General features: G+C 41.1%; 17 protein-coding genes. 8 read left to right on the top strand and 9 right to left on the bottom strand.

Annotated features, from left to right (window positions below; translation table 11 throughout):
• Positions 1-151 precede the first annotated feature (151 nt).
• Positions 152-1,048, bottom strand: coding sequence for an MBL fold metallo-hydrolase (locus FD725_RS15965; protein WP_179049035.1), 897 nt, complete (start codon positions 1,046-1,048; stop codon positions 152-154).
• 408 nt (positions 1,049-1,456) lie between these two features.
• Positions 1,457-2,245: a 5'/3'-nucleotidase SurE gene (surE, locus tag FD725_RS15960; protein WP_179049034.1), complete on the bottom strand. Its 789-nt coding sequence runs from the start codon at positions 2,243-2,245 to the stop codon at positions 1,457-1,459.
• 257 nt (positions 2,246-2,502) lie between these two features.
• On the opposite strand from surE, the gene pheS reads away from it, so the two are divergent.
• Genes pheS through FD725_RS15940 form a run of 4 tightly spaced genes read left to right on the top strand, consistent with a single transcriptional unit; the run spans position 2,503 to position 4,675 of the window.
• Positions 2,503-3,495 (top strand): phenylalanine--tRNA ligase subunit alpha, encoded by a 993-nt coding sequence (pheS, locus tag FD725_RS15955; RefSeq protein ID WP_179049033.1) that lies wholly within the window; start codon positions 2,503-2,505, stop codon positions 3,493-3,495.
• A 32-nt stretch (positions 3,496-3,527) separates the two neighbouring features.
• Positions 3,528-3,743: a hypothetical protein gene (locus FD725_RS15950; RefSeq protein ID WP_179049032.1), complete on the top strand. Its 216-nt coding sequence runs from the start codon at positions 3,528-3,530 to the stop codon at positions 3,741-3,743.
• Positions 3,740-4,024 carry a type II toxin-antitoxin system YafQ family toxin gene (locus FD725_RS15945; RefSeq protein ID WP_179049031.1) on the top strand — a complete coding sequence of 95 codons (285 nt, stop codon included), beginning with the start codon at positions 3,740-3,742 and terminating at the stop codon, positions 4,022-4,024. Before FD725_RS15950 ends, FD725_RS15945 begins: the two co-directional genes overlap by 4 nt.
• 54 nt (positions 4,025-4,078) lie before the next feature.
• Positions 4,079-4,675 (top strand): Uma2 family endonuclease, encoded by a 597-nt coding sequence (locus FD725_RS15940; protein WP_179049030.1) that lies wholly within the window; start codon positions 4,079-4,081, stop codon positions 4,673-4,675.
• 1 nt (position 4,676) lies between these two features.
• On the opposite strand, the gene FD725_RS15935 is transcribed toward FD725_RS15940, so the two are convergent.
• From FD725_RS15935 to FD725_RS15910, 6 genes are all read right to left on the bottom strand, one after another.
• Complete coding sequence (locus tag FD725_RS15935; RefSeq protein WP_179049029.1) at positions 4,677-6,113, bottom strand: ATP-dependent DNA helicase RecQ; 1,437 nt, start codon at positions 6,111-6,113, stop codon at positions 4,677-4,679.
• Positions 6,114-6,243: 130 nt separating this feature from the next.
• A complete protein-coding gene (locus FD725_RS15930; RefSeq protein ID WP_179049028.1) occupies positions 6,244-6,624 on the bottom strand; it encodes a PIN domain-containing protein in 381 nt (126 codons plus the stop codon).
• 5 nt (positions 6,625-6,629) lie between these two features.
• On the bottom strand, positions 6,630-6,890 hold the full coding sequence (locus tag FD725_RS15925) for a hypothetical protein (RefSeq protein ID WP_179049027.1): 261 nt from the start codon (positions 6,888-6,890) through the stop codon (positions 6,630-6,632).
• 98 nt (positions 6,891-6,988) lie between these two features.
• Positions 6,989-7,171, bottom strand: coding sequence for a type II toxin-antitoxin system HicB family antitoxin (locus FD725_RS15920; RefSeq protein ID WP_218653119.1), 183 nt, complete (start codon positions 7,169-7,171; stop codon positions 6,989-6,991).
• A 26-nt stretch (positions 7,172-7,197) separates the two neighbouring features.
• Positions 7,198-8,802, bottom strand: coding sequence for a 2-isopropylmalate synthase (locus tag FD725_RS15915; RefSeq protein WP_179049026.1), 1,605 nt, complete (start codon positions 8,800-8,802; stop codon positions 7,198-7,200).
• A gap of 97 nt (positions 8,803-8,899) precedes the next feature.
• Complete coding sequence (locus FD725_RS15910; RefSeq protein WP_179049025.1) at positions 8,900-9,421, bottom strand: NYN domain-containing protein; 522 nt, start codon at positions 9,419-9,421, stop codon at positions 8,900-8,902.
• A 390-nt stretch (positions 9,422-9,811) separates the two neighbouring features.
• Here FD725_RS15910 and FD725_RS15905 point away from each other — a divergent pair, with 390 nt between their 5' ends.
• On the top strand, positions 9,812-10,051 hold the full coding sequence (locus FD725_RS15905; RefSeq protein ID WP_179049024.1) for a hypothetical protein: 240 nt from the start codon (positions 9,812-9,814) through the stop codon (positions 10,049-10,051).
• 113 nt (positions 10,052-10,164) lie between these two features.
• Entirely contained in the window at positions 10,165-12,489 is a 2,325-nt protein-coding gene (locus FD725_RS15900; protein ID WP_179049023.1) for a CHASE2 domain-containing serine/threonine-protein kinase, read from the top strand.
• A gap of 140 nt (positions 12,490-12,629) precedes the next feature.
• Here FD725_RS15900 and FD725_RS15895 read toward each other — a convergent pair whose 3' ends face one another.
• Complete coding sequence (locus FD725_RS15895) at positions 12,630-13,343, bottom strand: rhomboid family intramembrane serine protease (protein WP_179049022.1); 714 nt, start codon at positions 13,341-13,343, stop codon at positions 12,630-12,632.
• Between the two features lie 539 nt (positions 13,344-13,882).
• Here FD725_RS15895 and FD725_RS15890 point away from each other — a divergent pair.
• Both FD725_RS15890 and FD725_RS15885 read left to right on the top strand, forming a co-directional pair.
• Positions 13,883-14,521 (top strand): cohesin domain-containing protein, encoded by a 639-nt coding sequence (locus FD725_RS15890; protein WP_179049021.1) that lies wholly within the window; start codon positions 13,883-13,885, stop codon positions 14,519-14,521.
• A 223-nt stretch (positions 14,522-14,744) separates the two neighbouring features.
• Positions 14,745-20,327, top strand: coding sequence for an Ig-like domain-containing protein (locus FD725_RS15885; protein WP_179049020.1), 5,583 nt, complete (start codon positions 14,745-14,747; stop codon positions 20,325-20,327).
• The last annotated feature ends 26 nt before the right edge of the window (positions 20,328-20,353 follow it).

The following is a 20,353-nucleotide window of genomic DNA, read 5'->3' as shown; positions in this document are numbered from 1 at the left end:
GTCACCTCAACGGGGGAAACCCCCGCACGGTGCTGGCTCCCCTTGTCCTCTTGTCTTCTTCCATTTTGAATTGATCTGTCCTTCACTCCCTACTTTTCCTCCTGCCTTCTTAAATCTAATCTAAAATCTACAATTACTCCGCGTGCAGTTTTTATGCTGAAAAATTACTAACAGAAAAAGATTCTGATAAGGGCATGGAAATGGGAACTTGGAGTATCATTCCTTCTCTAGCCATAATAGCCCCAGGAAACTTAGCATATGCTTGTGTTCCCACGCGATCTAAAAAATCATCATTATGGGCAGGATCGTGATGGAAAATCACCAATGTTTTGACATTAGCGGCTTTAGCTACTTTTACAGCTTCTTGCCAAGTTGAATGTCCCCAGCCAATTTTCGGTGATTTGGCACAATGATATTCGTCATCGGTGTAAGTGGAATCATAAATGAGAATATCCGCATTTCGCGCTAGCCACAGCACGTTCTCATCTAATTTATCTGGGAAATGCTCTGTATCGGTAATATAAACAGCCGCACCACCACGCCAGTTGACTCGATATCCCACCGCTTCACCAGGATGATTGAGTGGTGCTGTTTCTACAGTAATATCTTTGATGTGGATGGGTTGCCCTGGTTGCACGTCATGAAAATGCAAGTTAGCCTGCATGATTTGCAAAGGTACAGGGAAATTCGGATGGAGCATTTGATCGTTAAGACGTTGTTCTACAGTAGAACCATCAGGAGCGATCGCACCATGAATATGAAAATTATTCCCTTTAACAAATCCTGGCACAAAAAAGGGAAAACCCTGCACATGATCCCAGTGGGAATGAGTGAAAAATAGATAAGCTTCTAGCGGCATTTGGGACAATAAAGATTGCCCCAAGACGTGAAGTCCTGTACCACCATCAAAAATTAAGCGTTTACCACCGACCTGCATTTCTACACAAGGAGTGTTACCGCCATAGCGGACTGTGTGCGGTCCTGGACTGGGTATGCTGCCACGAACGCCCCAAAATTGCACAGTAAATTGGTTCTCTATCCTGGACATGAGTATTGTTTGCTGGACTGAGCGGGCAATTAGTAACGAAAATGTTACTGATTTTGTAAAATCTATGCTGTCTTACTGTAGGAGATAGAGAGGTAGATTGTTGGTAAAACAGCATACCTTGCTTTCGGTAGATTATCCACACTAGGTAAGGTAATACAAGGCTGTTACCTTATTATTCCCAGCATTTATGTATCAGTAATACCAAGAACGCTCCTATTTTATAGCCTAAATTTTGCTCCACTGTATAGATGGGAAAATCAATTCAAAATTCAAAATTCAAAAAAAACAAGGGGATAAGGGGAGCCAGCACCGTGCGGGGGTTTCCCCCGTTGAGGTGACTGGCGTGACAAGGAGACAAGGAGAAAATACTTATATAGGTTCTTTCCCCCCATTCCCCCATCCTTACTACTAAAAATCCCAGTCCGCTAATTTATCCAATGCAGTACCGTATGTGAGATTGTATTGCAGTGGTGTAATACTAATGTAGTTATCTCTAATGACGTGAACGTCTATGGGGATGTGTGGGGATAAATTTAACCCGATTGGCGGTTCTACGTCTTCTAAAACTTCTCCAGTTAACCAGTAGTATGTTTTACCACGAGGATCGGTGCGCTTGTCAAAAACATCAACGTAGCGCCGTACTCCTTGACGGCTGAGTTTGACACCAGCGATTTCTTCCCATTTGACAGCCGGAATATTGACATTAAGCAACATCAAATCTGGTATTGGTTGAGTAGCTAGTTTCTCTATCAGGACTGTGGCAAACTTCGCCGCAGGTTGAAAGTCTCTGGAAATATGGCTAGTTAAGCTAAAGGCAATACTGGGGATACCTTCGATCATGCCTTCCATCGCTGCCGAAACTGTACCGGAGTATAAAATTTCTGTGCCTAAATTTGCTCCTTGATTAATTCCAGAGAGAACCAAATCCGGGGGAGACTCTAGTAAAGCCCAAAGTGCCAGTTTTACACAGTCTGAGGGAGTACCATCACAAGCCCAGGCCTTAATTGTCGGATGAAAAATAGACTCGACAATTTCGGCGCGGATGGGTTGATGTAAAGTTAATCCATGACCAGTAGCCGATCGCTCTCGATCTGGACAAACTACACTCACATCATGGCCAGCCTCAGCTAAAGCGTTCGCTAAAGTCCGAATACCCAAGGCGGAAATACCGTCATCATTGCTAATAAGTAATTTCATAGTCAATAGTCAATAGTTAATAGTCAGTAGTCAATAGTCTATAGTCAAAAAATTTTTCTGATGATTTGAGCAACACTTCAATGGGCGATCGCATCTAAACTGGTAAAAAGAGGCATACTTTTGACCCGTGCCTCTATAGAATTAATGGCATACTACTAAAGTTATGTGTCAGGTAGTCCAAAATATTTGGACTAATGACTATTAATGTACAGACGTTGCATGCAACGTCTCTATCAATGACTAATAACTAATGACTAATGACTAATAACTTAGAAGCTCAACTTTTAGCATTGCGGCAGGAAGGAGAACAGGCGATCGCAGCTGCCGATACCCTCGAACGTCTGGAGGAACTCAGAGTTAGCTATCTGGGCAAAAAAGGGCAATTGGGGGCATTGTTGCGAAGCATGGGGCAGATGAGTGCGGAGGAAAGACCGGTAATTGGAGCGATCGCCAATACGGTTAAGGAAGCTTTACAAACCAGTTTAGACCAGCAACGTACTGCTTTAGAAACTGCCCAAATCCAAGCACAGCTTGACGCAGAAACTCTCGATGTCACTATGCCTGGCATTTATCGTCCCCAAGGTCGCATTCATCCCCTGAATGGTATCATCGACCGAGCGCTGGATATTTTTGTCGGCATGGGCTACACAGTAGCGCAAGGGACGGAAATGGAGACGGATTACTACAATTTTGAGGCTCTCAACACTCCCCCTGATCACCCCGCCCGTGATATGCAGGATACTTTCTACTTACCAGATGGTAATCTGCTGCGGACGCACACTTCTTCAGTGCAAATCCGTTACATGGAGAAAGAGGAACCACCGATTCGCATTGTTGCCCCTGGACGAGTTTATCGCCGAGATGATGTAGATGCTACCCACTCAGCAGTTTTCCATCAAATCGAATTATTAGCTATTGACGAAGGACTAACATTTACAGACCTCAAAGGCACAATTAAGGTATTTTTGCAAGCAATGTTTGGTGAATTACCCATTCGTTTCCGTGCTAGTTACTTCCCCTTCACCGAACCTTCGGCTGAAGTAGATTTACAGTGGAATGGGCGTTGGCTAGAGGTGATGGGTTGTGGCATGGTTGATCCTAACGTGATGAAATCTGTAGGTTATGACCCAGAAATTTACACCGGATTTGCTGCTGGTTTCGGTGTAGAACGTTTTGCAATGGTATTACACCAAATTGATGATATCCGCCGTTTGTATAACAGTGATTTACGATTTTTGCGTCAGTTTTAGCTCTATATAGACATTTAGTATGGTGCAGAAAAATGACTCAATCCTCTAAATTAGACCAAGTTTTAGACAGCATCGAAGATTTATCAGTAGATGAACAGGAAACACTAATCGATCTGATACGTCACCGCTTGGCAGAAAAAAGACGTTCTGAAATTGCGGCGAATATTACTCAAGCACAAGCAGAGTACCAGTCAGGTGGAGTTTTTCGTGGAACTGTCAATCAAATCATAGATGAGTTAAGTACATGATGACTCTGGTTCTAGCATCATCGTTTAAACGAGCATTTAAACGGTTGGTGCGACGACAACCAGAATTGCAAGGGCGAATTGAAGCGCGTTTAGCGCTTTTAACATCTGATCCATTTGATCCACTGTTACAAAGCCATAAGCTGAAAGGTAAGTTGTCTGAGGCTTGGGCTTGTTCAGTGGATTACGATTGCCGTATTGTCTTTAATTTTGTGGAAAATCCAGAATCTGGTGACGAGGAAATTTTACTAATTGATATTGGTTCTCATGATGAGGTTTATTAAGTTGTCATCACTGAATTAGTTAAAATCTGAGTATGCAAATCACATTTAGGCAATATGACTGCAATCACGACCAAAAAACTAACCCTTAAGGAATATATAAAATATGACGATGGCACTGATAGCCAGTATGAATTAGTGGCAGGGGAATTAGTTGCAATGCCACCCGAAAGCCCAAAAAATGTGCAAATCTCTCTTTTCTTACTCGTAAATTTCCTCAAGTTCATTCCGGTTAATCAAGTAAGTAACAAAGTTGAAATAATCGTTTGTGGTTCCCGTGCTACAACTCGTGTTCCCGACTTAGTTGTACTGACAGATGAACTAGCAAAAGCCTTGCAAAGCGCGACTAGATCCACTATTACCTTAGATATGCCACCTCCTGCTTTGGTTGTAGAAGTTGTTTCTCCAGGCAAAGCAAACGAAGATAGAGACTATCGTTACAAACGTTCTGAATATGCTGCTAGGGGAATTGATGAATATTGGATTGTTGACCCTCAAAAAGCCCTGATTACTGTATTGATATTACTAGATGGGCTGTATGAAGAATCTACATTTACTGGAAATACATTAATCATTTCTAATATTTTTCCTCAATTACAGCTAACAGCAGAGCAAATACTCACAGCAGGGGAAAAAAACACATCAATTGGGTAAACTAACGACAGCGATCGCAATGTCCACAATGCCAATTAGTTGTTTCTTGAGTGAAACCAAAAGCATTTAACAAAAACTGCCAACGGCACTGTTTAGTATTTAAATATTGGGTGATTTGTTGAGTAGCTGGTAATTGTGTCGATGGTTGAGTTTTGACTTTTGGTTCAATCTTGTAATGAAAAGGATCGAGCCAGTTTAATTGTCCACTGCTGTGGAGTAAAGCTAGGGCTACTTCACTATCGGGAAATTGTCGAGTTACTTGATTTATTTCTCCTTGCTGAGGGAGTTTTTTGATTAGTTGCTGGGCTTTTTGTTGTTGCGATCGCATTTTTTCCACAAAGAATTGTTGTCTTTGTTTATCCTCTCCATCTAACCACCCTGTCGGTTCACTAATTAACGTCAAAGCCTCGGCTGGCTTACCATCTCGTCCCGCCCTGCCAATTTCTTGCACATATTCAGATAATAAATGTGGTGCGTGAAAATGAATTACCCAACGCACATCAGGTTTATTTATCCCCATGCCAAAAGCGCAGGTACAAACCACAAAAGGTATTTTACCACCTAACCAATTTGCCTCCACGTCTCGGCGTTCTGTTGCTCCTAATCCGGCGTGATAACTGGCTGTCGTGTAACCCATCTCTGCTAACCATGCAGCTAAATTTTCACTATCTCGCCTTGTGCGGACATAGATTAATCCTGCTTGTCCTGGACGATTTTGAATAAATTTGAGTAATTGTTGTTTTCTCCCTCTTGGTGTCCAAGCAATGCGGACATTAAGGTGTAAATTAGGACGGTAGGGATTCAGGCGAAAAATTTCTGGTTGCTGTAATTGCAAGACTGTTTGAATAATTTTTTGCGCTGAGGGGTCAGCTGTAGCCGTAAATGCAGCGATGCTAATTTTGGTTCCTGGTGGTTTATGTTTGAGTAATGCAGGTCGGACAGTGCCTAATCTGCGGTAAGCTGGACGAAATGTTTCTCCCCACTGCACTAAACAATGAGCTTCATCTAGAATTAAGCCGTTGATTTGTAGTTGAGGTTGAGATAATTTTTCCCAAACTGGCGGACTTAGCAAAGTTTCTGGAGATAAATACAGCAATCTTAGCTGTTGTTTTGCCAATGCTTGCAATGTAGCACGGCGTTGCCATGATGGTAATTCGCTGTGCAGTAATGCGGCTTTTTGCTGGCGTTGAATTAATTCTTGCACTTGGTTTTCCATCAGCGCTACTAATGGCGAAACCACTAGAGTTACTCCTGTTTGTAGCAGTGCTGGTAGTTGAAAACAAATTGATTTTCCGCCCCCTGTAGGCATGATAATTAGAGAGTCTTTTTGCTCTAATAAACTGCTGACAATTTCTCCTTGTGGTGGACGGAAATCTTCGTAACCCCAAATTTTCTGAAAAGCCGCACGAACTTCATCCCAAGATTTTGTCTGATTCATTGCATAGTAGTAGATACCCTTGATTTTGAATGTACACTCTACTACTAAGTTATTGGTTCAGTAATGTTATCAGTTGTTTTCCATTTAGTTAAATACAATTCATCATGGCGGTGCTAGTATTTAGTAGCTGCTAGCGTGTATAAGGCTGCGCGATGATCAGTCCAGGAACAACGCGGTAATGTTTGACATTAAAAGTACAAAGTGTTGCACTTCTCCCAACTGCACAAGCGGCAATTAAAGCATCTAACAACCCTAAACCATGTGATAAATGATAAGTTGCAAAGTCTGACGATGCACGATTTAAATCAGCTTCAGTAGGCCAAATTACGGTTAGCGGTGCAACTAGTTTTAGAGCATTACGCAATTTTTGGTGATTTTCTGCATCTTGGACTAGTTCCATAATTACAAAACCAGGTATACTAGGTAACTCAGATAGGCTAGCAAACCACGTTATTGCGGGAGTATGACCTCGTTGAATATCAATTAAAATATCCGTATCTAACAAATACATCGAAGCTATGCTCTCTTACGGTTTTCAGCTTCATGACGTAAATTGCGAGCATACGCTTGACTATCTGTAATATCTGTTCGTGAGTTGATTATACCTTCGCTCTGCCAATAAGCAACAAGCTCGGCTCCTGTCTTAGGTGGATTTGCCAAAATCTTTCTCGCGGAAATCAAGTGAATAATATATTCAGAAAGAGTCAGATTTAGCTGAGAAGCTTCAGTACTAAGCTCGTGTTCTAACTCTGGCGGTAAATCAAGATTAATATTCAACTTTAGCTCTCCTGTTAAGCTCCTGGTTATAGATTGATATTAATAGGACTTACGCACTTAACCAATAAACCCTTCTGAGGGTGGTCAATAGTCCATAGTCAATTGTCAAAGCCATCTTCCTCTAGGGCGGTGACATAACCTGCGATCGCTTCTTTAATATTTGCAAGAGCTTCCTCTTTCGTTTTACCTTGGCTAACACAACCTTTCAGGCTCGGACACTCTACAATCCAGTAGTCATCCTCATCTTTATACATGATTACTTGCCTGATATTCTGGTTCATGTTGTCAATATGTGTATGAAGTTCACTTACACTTTCTCTACAGCCACTTCTCCTGACTTCTCTTGAGTTTGCAACGCTGCGTATAAACGATTTAGGGCATTCACATAAGCTTGGGCGGAAGCGACGATGATATCTGTGTTGGCTGCATGGCCGGAAAATACTCTGGATTCATAGCGTAAGCGAATTGTTACTTCTCCGATCGCATCAATTCCAGCTGTAACTGACTGTACCGAAAATTCTATCAGTTGGTTGGGTACATTGACCACGCGGTTAATTGCTTTATACACTGCATCTACTGGCCCAGTACCAATGGCTGCGTCTGTCAGTTCTTCGCCGTCTGGGGTACGCAGGGTGACTGTGGCGGTGGGACGGGCGTTGCTACCACAGGAAACCTGTACCAATTCTACCCGGAATAAGTCGGGGGCTTGTTGGATTTCATCGTTAACGATCGCCTCTAAATCCCAATCAGAAATCTCTTTCTTTTTATCGGCTACTTCTTTAAATCTGACGAAGGCTTTGTTTAACTCAGTTTCTGATAGTTCAAAACCCAATTCTTTCAACCTTGTGCGGAAGGCATTACGCCCAGAATGTTTGCCTAAAACTATTTGATTGTCTGTTAACCCAATCAATTGGGCATCCATAATTTCGTAGGTGAGTTTGTTTTTTAACACCCCATCTTGATGGATTCCTGATTCATGGGCAAAGGCATTTGCACCAACGATGGCTTTGTTTGGTTGGACTAACATTCCCGTCAAATTGGAAACGAGACGGGATGTTTTATAAATTTGTTTGGTGTCGATATTTGTCAGGGATGCTTCTGAATCTACTGGTCTACCTAAGAAGGGATTAAAATATTGTCGGCGGACGTGCAATGCCATGACTAGTTCTTCTAAGGCAGCATTTCCTGCCCGTTCACCGATACCATTGATGGTGCATTCTAATTGTCTAGCACCATTTTTGACTGCTTCTAGGAAGTTAGCTACAGCCAAGCCTAAATCGTTGTGTCCGTGAACAGAAATAATGGCTTGATCAACATTGGGGACGTTTTCTTTTATCCCCTTAATTATTGCCCCAAATTCGCTGGGTGTTGTATAACCAACGGTGTCAGGAATGTTAATTGTTGTTGCGCCGGCGGCGATCGCTCGCTCTAAAACTTGATATAAAAATTCCGGATCAGAGCGTCCAGCATCTTCTGGGGAGAATTCTACATCATCGGTGAAGGTTTTGGCATAGGCGACCATTTCTTCAGCGATCGCGATTACTTCCGGTCTACTTTTTTTCAGCTTGTACTTCAGATGAATATCAGAGGTGGCAATAAATGTATGAATCCTCCCTTTAGCTGCAGGTTTAATGGCTTCGGCTGCTACTTTGATATCATCATGTCTCGCTCTTGCTAGACTACAAATCACTGGGCCTGTTTGGGTCCCCACTGCTTGAGCAATTTTGTTGACAGCTGCAAAATCTCCTGGACTAGCAAAAGCAAAACCAGCTTCAATAATATCTACACCTAAACGGGCTAGTTGCTTGGCAATCACTAGCTTTTCATCTATGTTGAGTGTTGCACCTGGACACTGTTCCCCATCACGGAGGGTTGTGTCAAAAATGATGATTCTCTCTGGTTTAGTTGTCATTTTGGCTTGTGTGTTTTAGTTTTACTTTTTGCTTTAAATATCTGGAAACCTGAGTTTTTGTAGTTTTAATTAATTTTGTAAATAATTGCTAAGAATATTAACCTTCTACTTTTTCTATCTGGTCTCTAATATCATTCAAATCTATATATCTATCCGTAGCATTGCGTAATTCTCTAGCAATCATGCCTTCTGTTGAGACGACTGTAATGTGAGTATTTTTTGACCGTAATAGTTCAATTGCCCTTTCAAAATCGCCATCACCACTAAATAGAACTACTCGGTCATACTGGTCTACCGTATTAAACATATCGACGACAATTTCAATATCTAAATTAGCTTTTTGGGAATAGCGTCCGGAGGAATCATCGTAATATTCTTTGAGGACTTTTGTCCTGACTGTATATCCTAAACTGATGAGAGCATCACGGAAACCTCGTTGATCTTGCTGGTCTTTTAAGCCAGTGTACCAGAACGCATTGATAAGTGTTGTCTCTGATTGTTCGTTTTTGAAGTATTCTAATACGCGCCTTGGATCAAAAAACCACCCATTTTTTTGTTGGGCATAGAACATATTGTTTCCGTCTACAAAAATAGACAGACGATTCATTGGAGAACCCATAGAAAAATACACCTAATATATAGTAAAGAATTTAGATTGAGCAATGATTATAGCAATTCTCATTTGATAAATTGGCTAATAGTTCTAGAGTAGCTTTTCATGTATAGCTTTTATCTTACCTCGCGCCAAGCATAAAATTAGCAGTAATGAGAGAATTAATCTGCTGGCAGTTGCATATTTTTGCTCTCAACACTAAGAGAAACACCCTGTAATCAAAATCTACCAATAAAATTGACCCAGTAACAGGATGCTTAACTATCCATCTATCAAGTTTACTTCTAAAGAGGTAAGGCATAGGTCTAAAGATAAGAAATGGGTTGTGCAGTTAATAGTATGGCTGCGTGAGAAATACAAGTTTTGTATAAGCAGTATAAGTGCTGTTCATCAGATATGTTAGAGGCTAAGGGTTGGGTGCAACTATTTTTTACGCAACATGGGTTGATGGTAGCAGCAAGTTTCCCAATCAGCTACTTATGGGTAAATCTCACCACTAAGCATGACAAAATATTTTGTCTCATCTGTGCGTGGCTATTGGGGCATGAGCCGTGTGCTGATATTGCTCCTCTGCTTCTTAGCCCCGATGATGCTGACCCAGCTGAGATGGTTTTACCCCAGTTTGGTGCAAAATAATATTTGTATTACAAATGTATAAGGTTGCCATTCAATTTTGATTTCAATGTGGTTGTAGTATAAATGGGACTAAATAAATAAAAAATTGTACGTCACCCAATTATTAACATGATATGGCAGAAGAACCGACAGAAAATGCCCATAAAAAATATGTATCTACTGCCCATGTAACGTCAAGTAAAGCAACAAAAACGACTTTGACAGCAGCAGCACGACAATCTCAGCGTTTAGTGCGTTTACGAAGTCTACTCACCATAACTGCGGCGATTGGGGCGGCGCTACTGACAAGTTCTGGCTTAAGTTTAGTACAACTGTTAGAAAATCAAGCACTTTCAGTATTTTTTCAACTCCGAGGGCCGCTTGTACCTCCAGAAGATATTGTCATTTTAGCTATTGATGACCAGTCCATATCAGGACCCGAACAGTACTATAAAACAAATCCCCAACAGTATGCCTACCTGGAACCACTGAGAAGTTTTCCTTTTAAACGAACTGCATATGCTCAGGTAATTGCCAAATTAATGCAATCTGGGGCGCGGGCTGTGGCTTTAGATGTGGTGTTTGATTTGCCGGGAAGTTATGGTGATGAGGACGATCGCCAATTACAAGCGGCATTACAAAAATATGGTAACAAAGTTACATTAGCAGCACAGTACGATTTTTCTCAATCCCATCAAGGTACGTTGAGTCAACTACGCTTACCCTATGAAAAATTTCGGACAAGCCCAGTATCAATAGGTACGATTAATTTTCCCTTGGAAGCAGATGGCAAGATCCATCGTTTAGCTAGTGAATTATCTAAATTATTGGCAGACGAAGATTTACTCACAGATAAGTTACCATCCTTTGAACAAGCAGTTCTCAGTGCTGCTCAGGTAAAATATCCCCAACCAAAAGGCGATCGCATTTATTTTTGGGGAGGGGCAGGAACTTTTGACACAATTCCTTTTTGGTATGTACTAGATCCGCAAAACTGGCATAATTATTTACAACAGGGAAAAGTTTTTCAAAACAAAATAGTCATCATCGGTGCGACAGCTCAGTTGGGGAATGATTTTCACCCAGTTGCAGTGGATGAGAGGATGTCAGGGGTAGAAATTCATGCCAATGCCATCGCTACTATCATGACAGGTAAATCGATCGCTCCAGCTATAAAAAGTCCACTCCTGAGAGCTTTATTTGTGCTGGTTTTAGTTGGTGGTACATCTTGGGTGACGACTAGAAGCAAAAGCAGCCTGAAGATATTTTACTGGAGTGTGGCGCTGGCTAGTGCTTGGGCTAGCATTAGCTATGTTAGTTTTATTTATGCACAGTTACTTTTGCCGACAGCTATACCAGTATTGGCGATCGCTGTTTGTGGGTTATCCTATTTAGTAACTGAAGTTGCTAGGGAAAAAATCAGAACCCGCCAGCTAGTAGACGTTTTTCAAAAATATAAAACATCTCCCATTGTCCAAGAGATCATCTCCCAACAACAAGATTTACAAGATTTATTGCAAAAACGAGATTTGGCTGTCTTTGGCAAAGTCTTGGGTGGACGCTATAAAATTATCAAGGTGCTTGGTTGTGGAGGATTTAGCGAAACCTATATCGCTGAAGATACCCAACGTCCTGGGAACCCTCGCTGTGTCGTCAAACAACTAAAACCAGCTAATACCCAAGCCAAAGGATTAGAACTAGCTAGACGTTTATTTCAATCAGAGGCGCAAACTTTGGAAAAATTGGGTTTAAATCCCCAAATTCCTCAACTTTTAGCTTATTTTGAACAAGAATCAGAATTCTATTTAGTGCAAGAATATATTATCGGTCGTCCGCTAAATCACGAACTACCGTCAGCTAGAGGCATTAGTGAAACATCTGCGATCGCTATTGTCAAAGAACTATTGCAAATATTAGTATTTGTTCATGAAAACCATGTCATCCACCGTGATATTAAACCTAGTAACATTATCCGCCGAGACTCAGACCGGAAATTAGTCCTCATTGACTTTGGTGCAGTTAAAGAAATTTCCCTACCCCAAGTCGAAAATCAAGAACCAACACCCTTTACCATTGGTATCGGCACTAAGGGTTATGCACCCAGCGAACAATGTTTTGGTCGTCCCCAATATAGCAGTGATATCTATGCAGTCGGGATGATTGGGATTAAAGCTTTAACCGGGATAGCCCCCCATGATTTACCCAGAGATGAGCATGAAGTCTTACAATGGCGCGATAAAGCAATCGTCAGTCAAGGTTTTGCAGATATTCTCAGTAAAATGGTAAAGGATGATTTCAAAGCGCGTTACCAATCTGCATCAGCAGCATTAGCAGCCTTAGATGAGTTAGTTAATTCGCCAAGCAATTCAGCATCCGCAGATGACTTATCAACAAATACACTGGAATTGTTAGATGATTCTCATTTACCTACAGCACGATGGTATAAGAATGGGGAGTGAGAGAGTAATACCAATTCAAAATTCAAAATTCAAAATTAAGAAAGTAAAAAATTGTAGATTGGGTGGAAGCTTGGCGTAACCCAACATTCTAATTATCTGTTGGGTTGCACTACGGGAACTATTTTAGGCTTGCTACGCTACTACCAAGATTCCTCCTGTGATTTATCGCTGAATAAACCCAGCAAGGGGCCGAGAACTGCACCGAACAGAAAACCGCCTGCATGGGCCCAATAGGCAATACCGCCGCTTTCCATGCCAATATTTGTGGGGGTTTCTAAGCTGGCGAGTCCATAGAAAGATTGTTGGAGAAACCAAAAACCTAAAAAGAAGTATGCGGGAACGCGGAAAGTTGGGAAGAAGATACCCAAGGGTACAACACCGAGAATTTCGGCTTGGGGGAAGCGGAGAATGTATGCACCCATAACACCAGCGATCGCACCACTAGCACCGAGGGAAGGAATGTTAGAATCTTGGGAGAAGTACCACTGAGTTAAAGACGCTAAAATACCGCAGCCTAAGTAGAATAGCAAATATTTGGCATGACCTAATTTATCCTCAACGTTGTTACCAAATATCCATAGAAACAACATATTACCTGCTAGGTGTAAAAAACCACCATGTAAAAATTGTGAAGTAATTAAGGTTGCCCATTCTGGTACTGGTTGATGAATAGCCACCCCAGCAAAGCTTAAGGTAAGTTCTCTGGGTACTACCGCCGCTAGATGTAAGAAACCATCTAGTGCTTGGGGAGGAAGACTGGCTTCATACAAAAAGGCGAGGATATTGGCAGCAATTAGTCCATAGGTGACGTACGGCGTAATTTCTGTGGGATTGTTGTCTCGAATGGGAACCACGAGTTGTACCTAGTTTTCAAACATCAAAACCAAAATACTGAGTTTATAGGGTAATTTCTTCTACCTTATGGATGGATGTTGGTGATTTTTTTTAACGCATACGGGCGCAGAGGTCAGCGCGGATTACAACAGTTAATTTTGTCAAACACAATTTAATTTTTAATTTTAATTTTTCTTTTTTGAGAACAAATAAATCTTAATGATTTTGGTATTGATTATATTGATGTATTAAATGTATTATTCATATATTACTTAAGTAAAAACCCTGTTGACCAGTACTGAAAAAGACTACCAATTTTTTTTAGATTGTTATCACTAGTAATATTTGAGAATGCTGACTAATAGCAATCTATAGTAGTTCTGTGTAATTAATCTCTTACTCAAAGAGATGATACGAAGCGTGTCATAGTCACCAGTTGTTCCCTGCTCAAAAAATTATTTTCCCTTGATATTAATGACTTCAGCATCTGCGACTTGATAAATATCAGTTGCAGTATGGCTCTATTTCAGTGACTAATAAATTACCTAAATAATTTGTCATGAGAAAGTCTTTCTGGGGTCTCAGTTTAGGGCTAAGTTTACTATACCCTACAATCATTATTCCAGCAGCCCAAGCAGTATCCTTAGAATTATTGCCAGCAGTGCAGACAGTTGATGTTGGTGATTCTGTAGATGTAGACGTAAAAATTTCCGAGTTAGGAGATTTTCAGACACCTTCCCTAAGCGGCTTCGCTCTGAGTTTATCATTTGATCCGGCTATCCTCACCTTTAATAGCTTATCGTTTGGCGATCCTATCAACGGAGATTTAGTTGGATTATCTTCAGATACAAGACTAACTGACATCCAAACCAGTTCAGGATTAGTAAATTTTGCGGAAATTTCTTTTGATGATCCAGCAGATTTAAATAATATACAACCAGCTAGCTTTATTCTTGGGAGAGCAAATTTTACTGCTCTTCGTCCTGGTATTAGTCAGCTAAAATTATCTGCGAGTATTGATGGATTATCAGATGAAAATAGCGCTCCTCTATCCTTAACAGGAGTCCCGATAGATGCGTCTGTAACAGTTACAGGTACTCAAGTTCCGGAACCGAATTTGAGTTGGTGGGGATTAGGATTAACCATAGGTTTAGGAACAACAATTACTAAGAAAAAACGTAACTTAGTAAACACTTAAATTAGACGTTTACTATTATTGGTGAATTTCATCATTAATATCATTTACCCATCTAACGTCTGATTTTCTTGGGCAAACAATATTATTTGCTTCCAGACAAAAGATAAATACGTTTAAGCGAAAGAAAATAGTAGATTGGGTTGAGTAATCGCTCAACCCAAAAAACTCTTTTGTTTACCCTAGTCACACTGCATATTATCTAGGAGTAGAAAGAATATAAATCATGGAAATTCAACCTATATTTCAGGAACCTACTACGCCTATATCTGATTTAGGTAAATCACATCTATTACCACAAGATATTTTATCACCTAATTTAATTAATATAAATTCATCCGCTTTATCTAGTTCCATTATTCCAGTTATAGAAAATGTATTTTTAAGAGGAGATGCTAATAATGACGGAGGATTGACGAATCAGGATTTAGACCTAATTCTGAAAGATCGCAATAAACCTATTGTTGGCACTAACGATCCACGAGACTTTGATGGTGATGGTAAAATTACGATTTTTGATGTCAGAAAATTAGGCTTATTTATTAAAGGTAATACTGATAACCTTGCACCTAATTTGTCAGCATCATTAACTAATGATACTGCTCCCAATAATGGCACAAATACAGATTTTATTACCGCAGATCCTGCCATCCAAGGAACTATAATTGATGCGAGTAAAATCACTAGGTTTCGGGCTGGATTTGATAATACCCCTGTTGATCAATTCTTCAATATCCTTGGCATCTTAGAAGCAGATGGTAGCTTTGCTTTAGACGCTGCTGCTCTGTCTGAAATTAATGGCGATTCATTAACAGATGGTTCTCATACTCTGTATCTACAAGCTCAAGATAAATGGGGTAATCTGTCGAGTTTATTTGATGTAAGTTTTACACTCGATACTCAATCTCCCAGAGTTGATCTAGCTCCTTTTGAGGTATATACTACCAGTTTTGATGCTTTTGATATTGTTTATAATGAGTCAGTATCTGACTCAGCGTTGATAGCTGGCAACTACACTCTTCAATACAATAATCGAAAACCTGTTGATATCATCTCAGTTACCGCAATCAACGACACTACAGTTAGAGTTTATCTAGCTGAAACCTTAATCGATGGCAGTTACCAACTAATAATTAATCCCGCAATTAGTGACTTAGCAGGTAATTCTTTAATTGAGAGAACTACCTTCGACTTTGGAATCTTCACCCAGCCATCTCCAGCAACTCGCTTAACGGAAATTTCCCCGGCTAATGGCGAAGAAATGGTCAATTTGACCCGCGAGACAATTATCCGGTTTAACGAACCCATTGATCCGACCACAGTTGATACAGACTCGTTCTATTTAATTGCTAATGGTGAGCGAGTAGCAGGCAGAATAGAAGTGTCTAGCACCGAGTTGTTTGCCACATTTTTCTACAACAATCCCTTAGTACCATCAACAGAAGTCCGTGTAGTTGTCGATGGTAATAAAATTTTGGGTCGAAATGGATTAGCGCTGGATGCTGATGCTGATGGCCTGGCTGGTGGGATTGCTACTGCCGATTTCCGCACATTACCCCTAACGCGCATTGCCGGCACAGATGTTTGGGGGTATGTTTACGACTCTTATAACAAGAATTCAGATGGGTCTAACATTCCTGTGGTTGGTGCGACTATCCGTGTAGATGCCTTACCAGGAGTTACAGCTGTCACCGATGAAAATGGCTACTTTATCCTCCGGGATATGCCAGCACCGGAATTTTTCGTCCATATTGATGGGAGTACAGCAGTTAATGCGCCAGCCGGAACAGCCTATGCAACATTAGGTAAGCCGTTCCATAGTGTTCCGGGTCAATCTACGCAATTGACAATGGATGGTGCAACGTTCAATATTTATCTGCCACCGATGGCTGCTAGTGATATCCAGCAGTTATCTGCTACAGAAGAAACAGATGTAGGATTTGGGGAAGCTAGTAAAGCCCAGTTACAAGTCTTATTCCCGAATCTTGACCCGTCTATTTGGGAATTAACCAAAGTTACGTTCTCGCCCGGTTCAGCGCGTGATGACCAAGGTAATGCTGCTACTCAAGCGGCAATTATTGCTGTAGCACCCAACAGATTGCCTGCGCCCCTACCGCCAAATGTAGATCCAAAACTGATCATTTCGATTCAGGCGGGAGGCCCGAATGGTTTCAGTCAGGCTGGTGGTGCAACTCGTTTTGATGTGCCTGCACCGATACAGTTCCCCAATTTGGAAGGGTTAGCACCTGGGGAGAAGAGTTTAATTTGGTCTTTTGATCATGATGCCGGTAAATGGGTAATAATTGGCAATGGTACAGTCAGTGAAGACGGCAAGACGATTGTCTCCGACCCAGGCGTAGGGATTATTGCACCAGGATGGCATTTTACAATTAGTGGAACTACTGCTAAACAGCGTATCGGTGAAAGCAAATTTAATCGGTGTGGTCTGGATTCGGATTCTTATAATGCTGACTTTCCCATTCAAAACAATTTATATGAATGGAAAAATAAGCCACCAACACTAATTGAAAATGCCTTGTTATTAGATCGTATATTACCCAGTTCCGTATTAGAAGGAGCAGTGCGACTTTTTCTTGCACCTGCGGCTGGGAATTTAGGCAGTCAAATGATGAATCGTTTTATGTCTGGAGAAGGCGGGACTTTTGAACAGCCAGACGGCAGCATCCTTTCTAACTTGATAAAAGATTCCAAAGTTTTTCAAGGTTCACTAACGGAAATTAAAAATGATATCCAAAATAAAATTCAGGCACAGGCTAATGGAGGTGGTATCGACAATCGCAATATTAAGATAAACACTCCTAATAAAAGATTTTATAATTTTAGCGATATAACTCTTTCGTTGTTGGTTGGTGGACTTCAAGGGACTCAATTATTTACTGAAAATTTTAATGCTGAAGTAACATCTTTCACTCCATTTGTTGGAGGAAGTGGTGAATATTCTGCGACATTAAAATTCGAGCTTTGTGATGATTTTGGTGTAGATCGTAATGATTTATATTTACCTCCATTAGCTGATTTGTGGATTTTACAACATGAAACAGTTGGGACAAAATCTTTCCAGATAAAGATTATTGTGGAAGTGCCTATTCAGGGAAATTTTATAATTCCATCAGGATATGAAGATTTTACTATCGATATTGGCAACCAAAAACTTCTAAAAAACAATACATTAGAAGCACAAAATATTCAAGAATCGACGGCACTAGGCTTTGGCAGCGATCCCGCAGTATTCTACCGTTATGAAATGGAAAATGGTTTAGAGTTAACTGGCAGTTTTAATCCTGACACCTCTCCTCAGAATTTGGTATTAGCACCAAATAAATTCTTCACTGCAACTTTTTATCAGCCATCAACCAATAACAGTGCGAAAATATCTGGAATTTCATCCTCTAGTGGACAGTTGACACTTTTTAATGAATGGGGTTCTCAGAACGAACAATCTTCGTTTCTAGAATTTGATACATTTGGTGGTGCTGATGCTGATGGCGACGGCATTCCAGATGTTGGTGAATTTGTTTTAGGCTCTAATCCCAACAGTATAGACAGCGATGGGGATGGGATTAGAGATTCAGCTGAACTTGAACAGGGACTAGATCCCCTCAATGGTCGTGGCTTCCCCACAGGTATCATCTCCACTTTGCCTATCAGAGGTGAAGCCAAAGCAGTGGTTGTTGAAGGTTCAACCTTGATAACTGGTAGTCAAACGGCTTATGTGGCTACCGGCTCTTACGGTTTGGCAATTGTCGATGCTTCCCAGTTCAATAATCCAATTATTCTCGGTCAATTGGATCTGCTGGGTGATGCGACAGATGTGTCCGTTGATGCCAATTTAAAAATTGCGGCTGTGGCTACCAATAGTGAAGGCTTGCAATTGGTGGATGTTTCTGACCCCATGCTACCAACCTTGCTACGGACAATTAAGATTTCTGCTAACCAAGTCAGTTTCCCTGTCAACCAAGTGGAAGTAGTTGATGGTATCGCTTATATCATTGCTGGTACTTCTTTACGAACAATTGATTTATTGACGGGGGAAAGCTTACAGAATCTAACTCTTCCTGGGTTTGGGACAGTCACTGGTTTAGCAAGGGAAGGCACAAAACTATATGCTTTTACTAGTGGTTCTGATATCTTCTCTGTGATTGATATTACCCAAATAGGGGCGGCAAGGATTGTTGGTCAATTAAGCGTCTCAGTCGCTTCACAGGATGTGGGGGTATTTGCTGCTAACGGTGTCGCTTATCTTGCGGGTAGTGGATTGCGGACTATCAATGTTTCTAATCCGAGTAATCCGACGCTGATTAGCGATGCTGACTTCTTCTTTACAGCTCGTGATGTGGCGCTCAATGGCTCAGGTTTGGCTTTAGTGGCGGCTGAAGATCAGGGAATTGGGGTTTATGACATTAGTGACCCACAGAACACCAACAATATTTTATTTACAGTAAATACACCAGGATTTGCCCGTGATATTGCGATCGCCTCCGGTATTGCTTTTGTGGCTGATGACACAGGTGGATTACAAGTCATCAACTATCTACCATTTGACAACAAAGGTCAAGCTCCCACCGTCAGTATTAGCAGTTCTGTAGTGGATGTAGATCCTAACACTCCAGGCATTCAAGTCAATGAAGGCGGAAATATCCCCATTCGGGTGAATGTGGCTGATGACGTGCAGATTCGCAATGTTGAACTATTAGTTAATGGTGAGGTGGTGAGTAATGATGTCACCTTACCATTTGACTTGAGTGCGATCGCTCTCAATAATGATCCTGATGCTCCCGTTGTCAACGTCCAGGTACGAGCTACCGATACAGGTGGTAACAGTAGTCTGTCTAATCTTCTCGCCTTTGACCTAGTACCGGATACGGTTGCGCCTCTAATTAATAGTGTCACACCTGCTAACGGACAAACAACCTTAGAGAATTTACGCCGTGTGACAGTTCGGTTCTCGGAAGCATTGGATACAGCGAATGTGATTGCTGCCAACTTTAGATTGATCAACAGTGCCAATGAAGTAATTGTCCCAGAAAATATTCAACTGCGAGAAAGCGATCGCACAGTGCAACTAACTTATCAGGCTCTATCCGCCGGCAGTTATCAATTAATTATTGATGCTGCTCAAATCACCGATAGAGCAGGTAACCCCTTGGGAACAGAAAATATCATCAGTAGCTTCACTCTAGAACCAAGTCAGTTTATCGATATTAGTCAGACAGGTAATGTTGTACCAAATTTACAAGGTGATGATCTTAGCTCTCTAGTTAATTTACCATTTGCCTTCACTTTCTACGGTAAGACTTATACCCAGGCGGGGATTAGCAGTAACGGCCTGATTAGCTTTGGTGGTACTAACGCAAACTATGTTAATCAGTCACTCAACTTTGCTGCTTCAGGGTTAAGGAATTTGCCATCACTGCTTCCATTCTGGGATGACTTAGAAACTCGTAGTAATGAAGGTAGGATTGCTACTGTATTTACCGAAACACAAGGCAGTGTAGGTAGTCGTCAATTTATCATTCAATGGCATCAGCTTGAGGCTTATCCCTTCGAGGGTGAAACAGGTGATATTACTTTCCAGGTGATTCTCACAGAAGGTAGTAATGCTATTCAATTTAATTACTTGGACGTTAACTTCGACGGAAATACCGACCAACAAAATGGCGCAGGTCGTTCAGCTACAGTGGGGGCTTGGAATAGCCCGACTGAGTTTCAACAATACAGTTTCAATGAAGCTCGTTTAAGTGATGGACTCTCTTTAATAGTTACCGAAGCAGGCATTATTGAGTCTTAAATCAGTTAACAGTTAACAGTTATCAG

This window comes from Nostoc sp. TCL26-01 (assembly GCF_013393945.1).
GTDB lineage: Bacteria > Cyanobacteriota > Cyanobacteriia > Cyanobacteriales > Nostocaceae > Trichormus.
This window is presented reverse-complemented; position numbering and strand designations above follow the sequence as displayed.

What these genes read in the sequence shown, in the direction of transcription:
- pheS (WP_179049033.1), top strand. Translation starts at nt 2,503, where the DNA reads ATGACTAATAACTTAGAAGCTCAACTTTTAGCATTGCGGCAGGAAGGA.
- FD725_RS15965 (WP_179049035.1), bottom strand. Translation starts at nt 1,048, where the DNA reads ATGTCCAGGATAGAGAACCAATTTACTGTGCAATTTTGGGGCGTTCGT.
- FD725_RS15940 (WP_179049030.1), top strand. Translation starts at nt 4,079, where the DNA reads ATGACTGCAATCACGACCAAAAAACTAACCCTTAAGGAATATATAAAA.
- FD725_RS15885 (WP_179049020.1), top strand. Translation starts at nt 14,745, where the DNA reads ATGGAAATTCAACCTATATTTCAGGAACCTACTACGCCTATATCTGAT.
- surE (WP_179049034.1), bottom strand. Translation starts at nt 2,245, where the DNA reads ATGAAATTACTTATTAGCAATGATGACGGTATTTCCGCCTTGGGTATT.
- FD725_RS15900 (WP_179049023.1), top strand. Translation starts at nt 10,165, where the DNA reads ATGGCAGAAGAACCGACAGAAAATGCCCATAAAAAATATGTATCTACT.
- FD725_RS15945 (WP_179049031.1), top strand. Translation starts at nt 3,740, where the DNA reads ATGATGACTCTGGTTCTAGCATCATCGTTTAAACGAGCATTTAAACGG.
- FD725_RS15905 (WP_179049024.1), top strand. Translation starts at nt 9,812, where the DNA reads ATGTTAGAGGCTAAGGGTTGGGTGCAACTATTTTTTACGCAACATGGG.
- FD725_RS15930 (WP_179049028.1), bottom strand. Translation starts at nt 6,624, where the DNA reads ATGTATTTGTTAGATACGGATATTTTAATTGATATTCAACGAGGTCAT.
- FD725_RS15915 (WP_179049026.1), bottom strand. Translation starts at nt 8,802, where the DNA reads ATGACAACTAAACCAGAGAGAATCATCATTTTTGACACAACCCTCCGT.
- FD725_RS15920 (WP_218653119.1), bottom strand. Translation starts at nt 7,171, where the DNA reads ATGAACCAGAATATCAGGCAAGTAATCATGTATAAAGATGAGGATGAC.
- FD725_RS15935 (WP_179049029.1), bottom strand. Translation starts at nt 6,113, where the DNA reads ATGAATCAGACAAAATCTTGGGATGAAGTTCGTGCGGCTTTTCAGAAA.
- FD725_RS15890 (WP_179049021.1), top strand. Translation starts at nt 13,883, where the DNA reads ATGAGAAAGTCTTTCTGGGGTCTCAGTTTAGGGCTAAGTTTACTATAC.
- FD725_RS15950 (WP_179049032.1), top strand. Translation starts at nt 3,528, where the DNA reads ATGACTCAATCCTCTAAATTAGACCAAGTTTTAGACAGCATCGAAGAT.
- FD725_RS15910 (WP_179049025.1), bottom strand. Translation starts at nt 9,421, where the DNA reads ATGGGTTCTCCAATGAATCGTCTGTCTATTTTTGTAGACGGAAACAAT.